This is a genomic window from Acanthopleuribacter pedis (assembly GCF_017377855.1).
GTDB lineage: Bacteria > Acidobacteriota > Holophagae > Acanthopleuribacterales > Acanthopleuribacteraceae > Acanthopleuribacter > Acanthopleuribacter pedis.
Genome location: NZ_JAFREP010000020.1, coordinates 174,997 through 189,155 on the forward strand (window position 1 = coordinate 174,997; position 14,159 = coordinate 189,155).

At 58.1% G+C, this 14,159-nt stretch carries 10 protein-coding genes; 7 read left to right on the forward strand and 3 right to left on the reverse strand.

All coding sequences use genetic code 11. The features are described 5' to 3' along the window. Positions 1-2 precede the first annotated feature (2 nt). A complete protein-coding gene (locus tag J3U88_RS20925; protein WP_243436067.1) occupies positions 3-1,388 on the forward strand; it encodes an alkaline phosphatase D family protein in 1,386 nt (461 codons plus the stop codon). 432 nt (positions 1,389-1,820) lie between these two features. Further along, positions 1,821-2,696, forward strand: coding sequence for a sulfotransferase family protein (locus tag J3U88_RS20930; RefSeq protein ID WP_207860927.1), 876 nt, complete (start codon positions 1,821-1,823; stop codon positions 2,694-2,696). Between the two features lie 782 nt (positions 2,697-3,478). Here the strand turns inward: J3U88_RS20930 and J3U88_RS20935 are convergent. Continuing rightward, on the reverse strand, positions 3,479-3,892 hold the full coding sequence (locus J3U88_RS20935) for an RNA chaperone Hfq (protein WP_207860928.1): 414 nt from the start codon (positions 3,890-3,892) through the stop codon (positions 3,479-3,481). A 564-nt stretch (positions 3,893-4,456) separates the two neighbouring features. Here J3U88_RS20935 and J3U88_RS20940 point away from each other — a divergent pair. Continuing rightward, entirely contained in the window at positions 4,457-6,571 is a 2,115-nt protein-coding gene (locus J3U88_RS20940; protein ID WP_207860929.1) for a VWA domain-containing protein, read from the forward strand. 81 nt (positions 6,572-6,652) lie between these two features. On the opposite strand, the gene mazG is transcribed toward J3U88_RS20940, so the two are convergent. Then, entirely contained in the window at positions 6,653-7,522 is an 870-nt protein-coding gene (mazG, locus tag J3U88_RS20945) for a nucleoside triphosphate pyrophosphohydrolase (RefSeq protein ID WP_207860930.1), read from the reverse strand. A gap of 226 nt (positions 7,523-7,748) precedes the next feature. Between mazG and folK the strand changes: the two genes are divergently transcribed. Next, a complete protein-coding gene (gene folK / locus J3U88_RS20950) occupies positions 7,749-8,285 on the forward strand; it encodes a 2-amino-4-hydroxy-6-hydroxymethyldihydropteridine diphosphokinase (RefSeq protein ID WP_207860931.1) in 537 nt (178 codons plus the stop codon). A gap of 387 nt (positions 8,286-8,672) precedes the next feature. Next, on the forward strand, positions 8,673-11,294 hold the full coding sequence (locus J3U88_RS20955) for a DUF6600 domain-containing protein (protein WP_207860932.1): 2,622 nt from the start codon (positions 8,673-8,675) through the stop codon (positions 11,292-11,294). A 377-nt stretch (positions 11,295-11,671) separates the two neighbouring features. Here J3U88_RS20955 and J3U88_RS20960 read toward each other — a convergent pair whose 3' ends face one another. Beyond that, positions 11,672-12,802, reverse strand: coding sequence for an alpha-hydroxy acid oxidase (locus tag J3U88_RS20960; RefSeq protein WP_207860933.1), 1,131 nt, complete (start codon positions 12,800-12,802; stop codon positions 11,672-11,674). A 342-nt stretch (positions 12,803-13,144) separates the two neighbouring features. Here J3U88_RS20960 and J3U88_RS20965 point away from each other — a divergent pair, with 342 nt between their 5' ends. After that, entirely contained in the window at positions 13,145-13,582 is a 438-nt protein-coding gene (locus tag J3U88_RS20965; protein ID WP_207860934.1) for a DUF695 domain-containing protein, read from the forward strand. Positions 13,583-13,590: 8 nt separating this feature from the next. Then, the gene (locus J3U88_RS20970) at positions 13,591-14,157 is read left to right on the forward strand and encodes a HupE/UreJ family protein (protein ID WP_207860935.1); all 567 of its coding nucleotides are present in this window, start codon (positions 13,591-13,593) and stop codon (positions 14,155-14,157) included. Positions 14,158-14,159: the final 2 nt, after the last annotated feature.

A 14,159-nucleotide genomic window follows, 5' to 3' on the forward strand; every position in this document is an offset into this window, starting at 1 on the left:
TCATGCGACATGCTTTTCAGACCGTTTTTGTGTGTTTGATGTTGAGCCAAGGATGGCTGGCCGCACAAAAAACCGGCTTGGTCTCCGGCCCAATGTTGGGTCATGTCGACCACGTCGAAGCCACTATTTGGGTGCAAACCCACGACACGGCCGAGGTAGTGGTGAAGTACGAACGCCAGGGCGAAGCGCGGCAGGAAAGCCGGGTGTTCCACGCCACGCAAGAAACCTACTTCACCGCGCATGTCCTGCTCACGGATTTGGCCGACGGCGCCACCTACAGCTATACGGTGTGGGTAAACGGCAAAAAGGCGGCGGGGCCCTTTGGGTTCACCACGCAAAAGCTTTGGAAATGGCGCACGCCGCCACCGGAGATTCGCTTCGCAATCGGCTCGTGTAATTTCGTCAACGACGAAACCTTCGACCGCCCCGGCCGCCCCTACGGCGCGCGGCACGACATTTTCAACACCATCGCGGACCAGAAACCGGATTTCATGATTTGGTTGGGCGACAATGTTTACTTTCGCGAAGGCGACTTCAACTCGGAAACGCGCCTCAATTACCGCCACAGGCGCGACCGCGCCTTGCCGGAAATGCAGCGCCTGCTCGCCGCAACGGCCCACTACGCCATATGGGACGACCACGACTACGGCCCCAACGATTCCGACCGCTCCTACCCCTATAAAGATGCGGCCCTGAAACTGTTTAAGCTCTACTATGCCAACCCACACTGGGGCATGCCCGATACCAAAGGGATTTTCGGCAAGGTGAGCTGGGCCGATTGCGATTTCTTCCTCATGGACTGCCGCTACCATCGCGCGCCCAACCGCTTAAAAGATCCCCATAAACCCTATTACGGCAAAGCCCAGTTGCAGTGGTTGAAAGATCAGTTAAGCCGCAGCCGCGCCAACTTCAAATTTATTGTCAACGGCAACCAGATGATCAACACCTACTGCCGCCACGAAGCCTACGCGGGCTTTAGCAGCGAGTACCACGATTTCATCAACTGGTTGGACGGCAGCGAGATCCCCGGTGTGGTGATCTTGTCCGGTGACCGCCACTACACCGAGTTGTTGCGCCGCCAACGCGCCAAGAACTACCCCTTGTACGAGTTCACCAGTTCGCCGTTAACCAGCGGTCTAATCAGCGACATGGGTTCGGAAGCGGACAACCCGATGCGCGTGCCCGGCACCTTGTTGACCGAAGAACGCAACTTCGGCCTGATCGAGGTGACCGGCAATGATCGCCGCAAGCGCACCTTGACCCTGAAGGCGGTCGACGCGGACGGCAAAGTCCGCTGGGAACACACCATCGAAAGCGCGGAATTACGCAAGCCGAGACCCAAACCAAACAAACCCAAATTCCCGGCCAAGGATAAAAAGAAAAAATAGGCGGGTTTGGGTTCTTGGTAGCAATCGGTGGCGAAAACTGGGCGGGGCTCGGTATAGGTTATTGCTTAGGCAGGATACATAGAGGATCGCGAAGTGCGGCTTTCCCTTGGCTGATGGATCGCGCATGGGGATCAAGCCGCGGCTTGGTTCAACCCAATTCACCGGGCCACCCTTGTTCCCAGGCAAAACGCATCGGCCGGCCCCCTCTCTGGCGGCTTCCTAAATGAAAGCAGGGTGTGAAAACTGAAAATGGTGGCTGAAAACCGGGCTTTCCTTTGACCCCGCGCGGCCTTCCGCGTTTCATAACGACAGAGGCAGCACAGGCCTAGCCCGCATTTCTCACAAGGATTCATCGCGAGAAGCAGAAAGCCTTGTGAGAAATGCGGACAAATTTTGAATGGCTGTCATCCTGAATTGGTCAGAGGTTACGTTATGGATTCATCAACACCTGTTTTTGTCCTGTGCAGTCCGCGTTGCGGCTCCACCCTGTTGCGCGTCATGCTGGCGGGCAACCGTTTTCTGTTTGCGCCCCCCGAACTCCATCTCATGCAATACGACAACCTAGCCGAACGCGACCAGCAAATGGACGCCGGCAAGTTTATGGCGGTCGGCCTGGTCAAAGCCTTGGCCGGTCTGGACGACATCACCATGAAAGCGGCCCAAAAACAGGTCCGCGCATGGTGTGACCAGGGTTTGTCGAGCGGCGAGGTTTACGCCCAACTCATCCAACGCTGTGCCCCGCGCGTTTTGGTCGACAAAACCCCGACCTACAGCGAAGAACCCGCGACCCTAGAACGCATTTACACCCTCTTCCCCAACGCCAAGTTCATTCACTTGATTCGGCATCCCTATGCCGTCATGGACTCGGTCATGCGCTTGAACCAGAAACCGCTGGTACGGCAATTTGTGTTCCGCGACGAAATCCACGGTCAACAACACGCGGAACAGGTGTGGCGCCAAGCCAACCAAAACTGCGTGCGCTTCCTGGGCGCGTTACCCGCGGAACAACACCTCAGTCTGCGCTACGAGGACTTGGTTCGCGACCCCGAAAACAGCATGGGCCGCGTGTGTACCTTCCTGGACGTTCCTTACGAAGAGGCGATGGTGCATCCTTACCAAGGAGACCGCATGACGGCGGGCATCGCCATCGGCGACGTCAATTTCCACAACCACAAAACCATCGACGCCGGTTTGGCCGATATCTGGCAAGAACGTGTACCCAATCAGCCGATTAGCAGCGAATCCCAGCAACTGGCGGCGGCCTTTGGCTATCGCTGCCCACAACCGGATGCGGCCTTGGTCGATTAACCGAGCACATCTCCTCCCGGTTGCATGGCCCAAGATTCAGGGAAGGCGGTCATGCAGCCGCGGTTTTTTTTAAAGCCGGCGGGGTGCATGGGTCGGCATGACAGAAAACACCCGAAATGCGTACCCATCGGGGTGAGACGCATATTGGCGGGTGTGGGATTCGAAACGCCTCTGATGTCAACGCCTTCAGCGTTTTACCGTCCGTGAACGCCCAGCACCCAGGGTGCGACCATTTTCAATGGTCGTACCCGGGGCTAACCTATGGCACCCCTCCGGGGTGCGTCCAGAGTGGCCGGGCCGAGCCCGGCGTTTATTCAAAGCATGGTCCCCACGGGGGGTTGTGCGGCCCGCTCAGGGGCTCGCATGCACAGATGCGTGTGCTCAAGTGCCGCGCCGGATTATGCCCCCAGCCACATGGGGTCGGGTTCGGATCATGCCCCCAGCCACACGCGGTCGGGTTCGGATCATGCCCCCAGCCACATGGGGTTGGGTTCGGATCATGCCCCCAGCCACACGCGGTCGGGTTCGGATCATACCCCCAGCCACACGCGGTTGGGTTCGGATCATACCCCCAGCCACACGCGGTTGGGTTCGGATCATGCCCCCAGCCACACGCGGTCGGGTTCGGATCATGCCCCCAGCCACACGCGGTTGGGTTCGGATCATGCCCCCAGCCACACGCGGTCGGGTTCGGATCATACCCCCAGCCACACGCGTGCGGTCGCCCTCTTTGCTCAAGCTATGCGGGACCCGTTTTGTAACAGCCTTGAACCTCGGCGGTTTCAGCTGCCTTCTTTGTGCTCGACATCCACCGACCGCTTGCGGCGACGGTGGGTCTTCACTTCGTCCTCTTGTTTGTACATATACTTGATGCAGTGTTTCATTATCATAAGATTCGGTTCTTTGTGGCGGTTTACCTTGAGGGTGTGACGGTCGTACCACTCAATCACGCCGCGAATCTGTTCGCCGTCCTGCAAAATGATCACCATCGGCGTTTTGGTCTGCATCTGCTTGAGGTAATAAAAGCTTTCGGCATTGGTTTGCTCGGCGGGGATGTGCTTGCGTCGTGCGCCCGCCGTATCACGTCCCTGGCTTACGCCGGGCGTTAGCGCCTGATTTTGCATTTCAGGAGCCTGGCCGGCCGTGTCTTTGACATTCTTCAAGCTAGGCCGAATTAACTTGCGGTGAATCGACATAAACAGTCCTCAAGCAATAGGTTGAATCAAACAGTATAGGATCGCAAACACGATCTAAACAAACTTTCAAACTCGTGGGCTTCACAAAAGTTGGCGGTATCATACCAAAAGCCAAGCCGCTAATTCAATGTCGGGCTCGCCTACAACGCGTAAATTAGCCAACTTTTACGCGTATTTGATCATCTTTGTGCAGCAAACCACACGCCTTTTCCCCGACCGGTCGTGCCGGATCGCCGGCCCGCTCCATCCCCCTGGGCCCGCTCCTTCATCCCGGCTCACCACAAAAGGGCTTTTTTATCCCAGCGCTTAACGGTAGGCTTGGGGCATTGTTTCACCCGAATCACCCCCTTCCGGTTTCAAAACGCGAGCAGCGCCTCGTTCCCGTCCCTGATCGATTTCGGTTGGGTGTGATGCCCGTTTCACGCGTCTTTTAATCCAAAACCCTTTGTGACCGCGCCCCCAAACGCTCCTTTTTTCGCGTCGGCCGGCATAAAGCTCGGTTGTGTCCCGTTCTTGCATGCAGGTGGCGGCAGATGATCCACCAAAGATTTGAGGAGTTACCCTATGAACCCATTCAGGCGAGCCCTGGTTTTGCTTTTGTTGCTTTTCGCCCCCGCCTCGGCCTGGGCTACCAAGGACATCCACTTCTTTACCCTTGAAGTTCAGCCGGACGGCGAGAACATGGTGGTTCGCGCCGCACCCGAACCGCTGATCGCCTTCAATCTGCTCAAAGACGACAACTACGCGATCAACCAAAACGACTTCACCGCCGTACTGGACAACCCCCTGCGCCAAACGGCCTTTTTGTTGCGCACCCTTGAGCGCAACCGCGGCACCATTTACGACGGCAAAAGCGATTACCTGCCCGTCATCAGTTACCGGTTTGAGTTGGCGGTCCGCGATGTGCGCGGCGAAATCATCAGCGACAAAAATTACAAGGTGATCCTCGGTCTCAACAAAACCGCCGGTGAAGGCGTGATCGTTTGCGACTGCCTTGAGGAACCCATCACCTTCCCGATCAACCAACTCAGCAATCCCACCACCTACCGCGAGTTCCTCATCAATACGGTGATGCCCTTTGGCAAAGCCGGTTTCCCAATGCCCTCCCAGGAAGAATTTTTGGTAGACCTTTATTTCCGCTGGCCCCAGGTCGAGGTCGCCAAAAAAGACTTCAACGTGTTTGACCTCTTCCCCTCACTGATCCTCTGGGACCGCGACCTGATCACCAAAATCAAAATCAACCTGGGTTCCACCTACGTCCACCAAAAAGACAACCTGATCAACCAAACCCAGGATTACCAACTCAAGGTCTACCAACAGGCCATTGCCCTATACGGTAAAGCGCTGGAAGACTTGAAGAAAGGTGCAAGCGAAGCGGTGCCGACCCTGGAGGATTACGTCAGCGTGATTCCCGACGACAAAAAAGCCCTGAAACGCTTGATGGAAAGTTATTTGGCGGTCGGCATGGACGACGAGGCCTTTAGTTTGATTTCACGCTTCCAACCGATGTTTGCCACCATTCGCGAGGGTTTGTCCAACCAACGGGATTTGGCCGGCAAGGCGGAAAGCCGTCGCAACCGTTTGATGGGCCGTTTGGGCCGTTTCGCCCGCAACAAACAGGTCAAGCTTAAAATCACCTCGCCCGAACCCAACGACCTGGTAACCGGCACCACCGATTTGACCTTTAGTCTGGCGGGCAATGAGGCGCCGGTGTTGGTGATTGAGTGTTATTTGGAAGAACAGCGCATCGCGCGTTTGACCAAACCGCCCTACAAAGTACCTTTTACCGTCGACGGAAACTTTGGCAAGTTGAGCCTGCGGGTTTCGGCCTATTTTGAGGACGAAACCTTTTCCGAGGACGAAATCGTGGTAGACACCTTGCGGGTTGATGAGGAAGAGCGGGTTCAGTTGGTGCCGCTGCACGCTTCGGTGTTTAACCTGCGCGCCAATGGGGAGCGCGAATTAACCAAAGAAGATTTCGTGCTGAAAGAGAACAAAAAGGTCAAAGAGATCGCCCACTTCCGCAAGGACACGGCGCCGCTGCGCATCGCGATTATTTTGGACACGTCGATCTCGATGTTCGGTGACAAGTTGTACCGCGCCATGTACGCGGTGAAAACCTTTCTGAGCAAGCTGTCCCCGGAAGACGCGGTCGCGATTTACACCTTCGACAGCAAAGTCTTGAAGATGACCGATTTCACCAACGAGTTCGACGAACTGGTACCGCGCGTGATGACCCTTAGCCCGCTTGGTGCGACGCGTTTGTACGACGCCATGTTGGTAGCCAACGACGCCCTGGTCGGCCAGAACGGAACCAAGGTCATGATTGTGGTATCGGACGGAGACGACAGCGATTCGGCCACCACCGACATTCACGTGGCCGGCGCGCTGCGCAACTCGCCGGTGATGGTGTACCCCATCATTTTGCCAGGCGGCGTGTTTCCCGAACCCCAGGAGGCCGCGATGTTTTTGGAAAGCATGGCGCGTTTAACCGGGTCCATTTATACGCGCGTCCGTCGGGTGGATAACCTGGACGAAAAGTTCGACCGGATTTACCAGGATTTTAAGTCGTTTTACTACATCGACTACTACAGTACCGAATTCAATCCCAACAAACGCGACTTGCGCCTCAACCTGAAAAAAGGCGGCACCCGGGTGCGTTTCCGCACGCTGAATTGAGGAATCGGGGCGTTCGCCCGGCCCCCCGTCGGAAAAACAACGCCCGACGGGTGGCGATGGGATCATGCTCCGAAACCGGCTTTAGCTTTTCTTTTTAACCGCGTTCCACAAGGCTTCTTGTTCGTCTAGGTCCAGGGCGTTAAAATCACGGCCTTGCTCGCCGGCCATGGTTTCCATCGCCTTGAAACGACGCACGAATTTGGCATTGGCCTGGCGCAAGGTTTCTTCCGGCTCAAAGCCGGCCTTGCGCACCAGGTTGCTGACGGCGAACAATAAATCGCCCAACTCTTCCTGCTGGTGGGTGCGGTCGTCGGCTTGGAAGGCCTGGCGAACCTCGCCGATTTCTTCCTCAATCTTATCCAGGACACGTTGCGGGTCGTCCCAATCGAAACCGACCTTGGCCGCTTTTTTGCCAATTTTGTAGCTTTCCAACAAGGCGGGCAACCCTTTGGTCAGGGTAGCAAATACAGAGACCGGCGCCGCCTCCCCTTTTTCCCGCTGCTTGAACTGATCCCAATTGGCCTCGACGTCTTTGGCCTCGGCCAACGAAAGGTCACCGAAGACGTGGGGATGACGTCCCACCATTTTTGAAACAATGCCCTCGAGCACGTCTTCAATGGCGAACTCGCCCCGTTCCTCCTGGATCTCGGCCTGAAACACGACTTGCAAAATAAAGTCGCCGAGTTCGTCTTCAAGCGCGCGCCAATCGCGGTTCTCAATCGCTTCCAGGACCTCGTAGCTTTCTTCAAGCACGTACTTTTTCAAGCTTTCCGGGGTTTGTTCGCGATCCCAGGGGCAACCGCGCCGCAACCGCCGCATCATGCACACCAGGGCGTAAAAACGCTGCTTAATTAGAACCTCACGTTCGGCGTCATACAGCGGCCGACCTTCTTGGTCTCGGGTCACATCGACGACGGGTTCTTGGGGCTGGACATTGTTTGGCGATTCCACGGGCAAAGCTCCTTCTTGGTTCCAATTCAACGACCTTTGTAACACAGGGTCGCGCGCGGGGCGAGCCGAGGCACAAGCGCTTTCATGGTTTTCTCACGGGCGGGTCGGATGCGCCACCTTTTCGCAACGGTAAAAAGAGCTGTCCGCATCCAAGCCGCCGGCCTAAACTGAGGCTCACCCCCGGCGATTGCAACCCGCGATTGCTTCCTGCACAAGGATTTCACCCATGGCACCCAACCAAAACCAAGTCGCCGTCGGCCTCGGCAGCAACCTCCACAACCGGTTCGATTTCCTGGTCCAGGCCGCGGAAGCCCTGTGCGCCCTACCTTTCTTGCGCGAACCCCAGTTCTCACCAATCTATGAAACAGCGGCGGTCGATTGCCCCGACCCGCGTCCCTTCCTCAACGCGGCCGCCTGTTTCCTATGCCACGAACATCCCGAGGTTTTGCTGACCGCGCTTCAGGGTATCGAACAACAACTGGACCGCCGGCGACCCTATCGCAATGCGCCGCGCACCATTGACCTCGACCTGCTGCTGTTCGGTAACCGCAAAATCGAAACCCCTCGGCTCCAAGTCCCCCATCCTCGTTTTCACCTGCGTTTGTTTGTAACCACCCCGCTGGCCCAGATCGCACCCGACCGGCGCCACCCCGACCTGAATTGCACGCTCGCGGAGCTCGATCAGCATTTGCGCCAAACCCAACAGGACGCGAATCCCTCCCCCACCCTGCACACCCGCCAGTGGTCGCGCACCTTCCACTAACCCGCATTTCTCACAAGGACTTCTGCTACGAAGCCGAAACCCGCGCGATTACTTCAATTATTCGGTCGAGCCGCCTTCGCCTCAGCCGCTACGCCGATAGGTCGGACCCCTGTCTCTCGGTCGTAATCGTCGTACTCACAAGGCGTTCAGCTTCTCGCGACGAATCCTTGTGAGAAATGAGGGCTAAACCAGCCTCGGGGCATGGAACAAACCAACACAAAAGGCCGAAAAAAGTGTAAGAAAGAGGACAGATCCCCTATTTGCGGACAGGGACGTCATTCAAAGGGGCCGGCCAAAACCAGCGCTAAACCGTAAACCACTGAAAACAAAAGACCACTTTCTTGGCACACTCTTTGCCTTAATAAGGGGCGACGAAAGGAGGTTCCCATGCGTCACACTGTTTTTTTGCTTCTTATTTCTCTGAGCATGACCGCTTGGGCCGGTAATTATCCCCCCCAAGAGGAGTTTGTCGACGATGTCACCCAAGAGGACACGACCCAGGGAGAAAACCTCGCCCGTCTTACCTTTGTCGGGAAAGATGTGAACCTGGTTCACGAGGACGGTTATGAAGAAAAAGCCGTTCGCAACCTTTCCATTGTCGCGGGTGACGCCTTAACCACCGGTCGGCGCGATTTCGCCGAGGTTGAATTTATCGACGGCAGCCTGTTGCAACTGGATCACGAGGCCCTGATCGAGTTCCAAGCAGTTAACGAAGTGTATCGTGAAGAAAGCCTGACCGTGATCAAGGTCCACCGCGGCAGCGTGTTCCTGCACGTCAACGACGACGAACACAGCCAAAGCAAACAGGTCTTCCGCATTGATACCAAGGACGGTTCGTCCTACATCGAAGGCCCCGGCATTTACCGCATCGACCAGCAGGGCCAACGCACGACCTTAAAGGTCTACCGGGGTTACGCCGAACTTTCCGGGGAAGAAGATTCCGAGGTCGTTTACAGCGGCGAGTACGCATCCATTCGCGACCTGTACGCCCCGAGTAACGCCCGCTCTTTCAACACCTTCAGCAGTGATCGCTTCGCGCGCTGGGCTTATGATCGTCGTCCCTGGCGCCGCAACAGCGCGGCCAAATACGTCCAACCCCACCTGGTTTACTACGCCCGTGATTTGGACGGCCACGGCGACTGGCGCTACTTACCTGAAATCGACGATTACGTGTGGTGTCCCACGGTCGCCACGTCCTGGCGCCCCTACTACAACGGCTACTGGACCCGTCGCCACGGGCGCCTGACCTGGGTTTCCTACGACACCTTCGGCTACGTCACCCACCACTACGGTCGCTGGAGTTGGAGTGTTGATTTCGGCTGGTATTGGAAACCAGGCCGCTACTACTCACCCGCTTGGGTTGCCTTTAACAGCTACGACAATTACATCGGCTGGTGCCCCTTGGGTTACACCAACCGCCCGTACTACTACACCAGCATTGGTTTCAACATCAACATTTACAAACGCCATTCGTTTAACTGGCACTACGTCCACACGGACCAATTCTTCTACCGCGGCCATCGTCGCGCTTACGTTCGCAACCTGCCCCGCTACGACCGCCGCGTCATCACGACCCGCCACATCTACGTGGAACGCGACGACTTCCGTAGCCCCACCCGCCTGACCCGCGCCATTCGCCAACCCACGATCAACCGTGACCGCGCAACCCGGGTCGCCGTCAATCGCGGCAGCATTCGCGTCAACCGCGGCGAGGCGGTGCGGGTTAATCGCGGCCCAAGTCGAAGCGTTGTCTCCCGTTCAACGGTGAACATCAACAGCCGCGACACCGGCACCCGCGCCGTATCACGCTACACCCGTCAGGTCGATAGCGGCAGCCGCCGCGGCAACATCGTCCGTCGCGAACGGGGCAACGTGGAAATCAAACGCACGACCCGCACCACCGTCGACCGGGGCGGTTCCAGTGTAACCACCACCGGCCGGCGCACCGTGGACGACGGCAACAGGACAACCGTCAATCGTTCCCGTACCACCACCGGAAACGGTACCTCGGTCAATCGTTCCCGTACCACCACCGGAAACGGTACCTCGGTCAATCGTTCCCGTACCACCACCCGTGAGAACGGCGGGACCTCGGTCAATCGCTCACGCACCACCACCCGCGAGAACGGCGGGACCTCGGTCAATCGCTCACGCACCACCACCCGCGAAAACGGCGGGACCTCGGTCAACCGCTCACGCACCACCACCCGCGAAAACGGCGGGACCTCGGTCAACCGCTCCCGTACCACCACCCGCGAAAACGGTGGGACCTCGGTCAACCGCTCACGCACCACAACGCGCGAGAACGAGGGTCCTTCGGCCAACCGCTCTCAGCCGACAACCCGTGAAAACGGCGGTACATCAATCAACCGCTCACGCACCACCTCCAAAGGCAACGAACGCGCAAGTTCCGGCATTCGCCGCACCTACCGTAACGACAACGACAGCCGCATCCAACAACGCGAACGCGGCTCACGGGCCATCCCCAATCCGTACCGCCCCGGCAGCCGCACTACCAACACCTCGCGGAGCACCGACACCACGCGAAGTACCAACACACGGAGCAGCGAGCGCTCTTCCGCGACCCGTCCCCAAACCTCATCGCGGAGCACGGCACAGCGCAACACCAGTCGCTCGGTAAACCGTTCGCGAAACAGCAGCAGCCCCGCGGCGAGCAACAGCCGCACCACCACCCAGCGCAACCGCTCCGCCACGGCACAGCGCAACACCGGCAACAGCAACCGTTCTCAAAGCGCAACCCGCTCCCGGTCAACGAGCACCAACCGGTCGCAAGCCACGCGCAGCGCCCCGAGTCGTCAGCGTACGGTCCAGCGCTCGCAACCCACCCAGGTACAGCGCCCTTCCAACAGTACGGCGACACGGAGCAACCGGCAACCGTCGCGAAGCACCAACACCCGCGCGACCTCAAGTCGGGATCGCGGTTCGGTTCGTTCGAACAATGCCTCAAGCGGCGCCGGTCAACGCGCCCCCGTTCGTCGTAATCAATAAACCCCAGCCTCATTAAAAGAAGCAAAGGCGGCCGTTCGAGGCCGCCTTTTTTTGTGGACCCATCCCTGAAAGATACGGGTTAACCCGCATTTCTCACAAGGATTCGTCGCGAGAAGCAGAAAGCCTTGTGAGTACGAGGATTACGACCGAGAGTCGGCGCAGGGGTCCGACCTTTCGCGGGGCCGACCTTTCGCGGGGCCGACCTTTCGCGGGGCCGACCTTTCTCGGGGCCGACCTTTCGCGGGGCCGACCTTTCGGCGTAGCAGCTGAGGCGAAGGCGGCTCGACCAAGTAATGCGGAAGGCCGCCCCGCGGATGGCCGCCCCCTCGTAATCGCATGGGTTGCCCCGTAGCAGAATTTCTTGTGAGAAATGCGGGTTAGGCGTGAAAAAGGTCGGGTGTGATTTCCATGATGGAACGACAACCACACAAGGCCAAGGTTCGGTCAAGTTCATCGCGGAGGATCGCGAACGTGTGACGCACGCCCGCTTCGCCACCGGCGGCCAACCCCCACAAAACGGGACGACCGATCAGCACCGCGTCGGCACCCGCGGCCAAAGCCTTCATCACATCGCTGCCGCGGCGAATACCACCGTCGACCAGCAAGCACGGCAATTGACCCGCCGCGTTGCTGCGACCGGCAAGAACCTGGGCAATGCGCGGCAACACGTCGATGGTGGCGGGGGCGCTGTCCAACTGACGCCCGCCGTGGTTGGACACGATCACGCCGCGCGCACCGTTGTCCAGGGCGGTCACCGCGTCGTCGCAGCGCACAATCCCTTTCACCATCACCGGCAAACCCGTTTCACCGGCCAACCAGCGAATGTCTTCCCAAGTGATATTGGGTTCGATCAATTCGGAGAAGTAGCGGGTCAACCCGGAAGTAGCCAGTTTGCGCCGCTCGCTTTCGGCGTCCCGCGGCAACAGGTTGTCCATGGAGAAATCAGGGGGTAACCGAAAGCCACAGCGTTCATCGCCCTCGCGTTTGCCGAGTACCGGCGCATCAACGGTAAACACGAGGCCGCTGCAGCCGGAAGCAACAACCCGCTCCAGCAAGGCACGGGTAATGCCGCGGTCCTTGTACATGTAAAGCTGGAACCAGAAAGGACACTTGGTCGCGGCCACCTCTTCGACAGACTTATTCGACAAGGTACTCAGGACGAACAGCGACTTTTCAGCTTTTACAGCCCTGGCGGTCGCCAATTCTCCGTCAGGGTGCGCCAATTGGTGGAAGGCGGTCGGCGCGGCGATAACCGGCATCGATAAACGATGGTCGAGCAAGGTGGTCGTCATATCGCGTTCACCCACCCCCCGCAAAACCCGGTAGTGTAACGCAATTTCCGCCAAAGCACGCAGGTTGCGGGCCAGGGCGGCTTCGTCCTCCGCGCCACCGGCGAAATAGCTAAAGGCGGAGGGTTCGAGCAACTTTTGCGCGAGGTTTTTGAGGTCGTTCACGTTGAGGCATTGGCGCAGATAGTGGTCCGCATGCGAAGGTTGGAGATCCGTCATGGCAACATCCAAATTCTTTTCGAGCCGGTCACGAGCCTGTTGTGGCACACAGCGACGGCGTTGTTCAGTTGGGTTAATTTCGGGAAACAGCTTATTTTCTCGCATAAGCTGCCGCTTGACCACCCTTTATCAACGGGAGCAGGGGCAAAGTGAAGGAAGCAACACCAAAACGCTGTCCGCTTGGCAACACCTCGGGGTCGTGTTAAGTTGAACCGTCATTAACCCGACGCTTAAGTCAACCCCCAAGTAACCGTGGAGAAACGCTCGCGGACGGACGCCCCCGCGGCGACCCACGCCGATCTTCTGATCGGTTGTCCGCACGCTCTGGATCGAGGTACCACTTTGCTCGCCGAACGCTATCAATTTATCGAAGCGTCTAAGGAAGGGCTGCCCGCCCATCTCTTGGTCAATATCGCCCTGCGGGATCGCAGCCATGCAAGCGCATACCCTTGGCTACTCACGGTTTCGTTTCCTTTTACCGCGCCCAACGAATGGGGCCTGTGCAGCAAAGAGGAATCAGATCGGCTATACGACTGCGAAGACCTGCTGCTCGAACAATTGAGCAGCGATGAATACTGCTACCTCGGCCACGTTTCTTGGAACGGTTCCCGCGATTGCATGCTCTACGTGGGCCAACCCGACGGGGTTCTTCAAAAAATCACCCTGGCCATGGAAAAAATTCCCTATAAAGAATTAAAAGTTACCAAAACGCACGACCCGGACTGGTCACTGACCTTGCAATACTTCCCCGTCGACGACGGACAACCCCCTTCCTGCTGAGGTGATCCATGAAACCCATCGCTGCACTCCTGATTTGGGCGGCCTGCTCCGGTCTTTTCCTTTTTGGCCACGGCGGCCATGCCGAGGACCACTTCACCACCGGCCTGCTCCATCCTTTTAGCGGGTGGGATCACCTCGCGGCTTGCGCCTTGGTCGGGCTCCTCGCGGGCCGTTTAAAAAACATCTGGCCCGCGCCCCTCATGTTCGCGGGCGGCCTCGCCGCGGGCTTGGCATTGACCCTGTTGTTACCGGGTCTCCCCTTGACAGGGGCCCTGGTTGTCCTGTCCCTGCTCATCCTGTTTTCCCTGCCGGCGCTTGACGTTCGCGATCTTTCCACCTGGCTAAGCTGCTGCCTGGTGATGATCGGCGCGGCCCACGGCTATGGACATGCGGCCGCAACCGGCCCGCAACCCGGCTTTTTGCTGGGCATGTTCTGCACCTCCCTGCTGCTGATCGGCGCTTTCGCCGCCATGATCAAAGCAGCCAAACACGCCGGTCGCTCGTTGCGTTTCCAATACATCGCCACGGCCGCGGGCGTGCTGTTCCTCCAAGTCACCCTTTACGCCTGGAGTTAAAC

Bases quoted from the DNA above. Each gene is read 5' to 3' on its own strand.
- J3U88_RS20925 (WP_243436067.1), top strand. From the start codon at position 3: ATGCGACATGCTTTTCAGACCGTTTTTGTGTGTTTGATGTTGAGCCAA.
- J3U88_RS20930 (WP_207860927.1), top strand. From the start codon at position 1,821: ATGGATTCATCAACACCTGTTTTTGTCCTGTGCAGTCCGCGTTGCGGC.
- J3U88_RS20935 (WP_207860928.1), bottom strand. From the start codon at position 3,892: ATGTCGATTCACCGCAAGTTAATTCGGCCTAGCTTGAAGAATGTCAAA.
- J3U88_RS20940 (WP_207860929.1), top strand. From the start codon at position 4,457: ATGAACCCATTCAGGCGAGCCCTGGTTTTGCTTTTGTTGCTTTTCGCC.
- folK (WP_207860931.1), top strand. From the start codon at position 7,749: ATGGCACCCAACCAAAACCAAGTCGCCGTCGGCCTCGGCAGCAACCTC.
- J3U88_RS20955 (WP_207860932.1), top strand. From the start codon at position 8,673: ATGCGTCACACTGTTTTTTTGCTTCTTATTTCTCTGAGCATGACCGCT.
- J3U88_RS20960 (WP_207860933.1), bottom strand. From the start codon at position 12,802: ATGACGGATCTCCAACCTTCGCATGCGGACCACTATCTGCGCCAATGC.
- J3U88_RS20970 (WP_207860935.1), top strand. From the start codon at position 13,591: ATGAAACCCATCGCTGCACTCCTGATTTGGGCGGCCTGCTCCGGTCTT.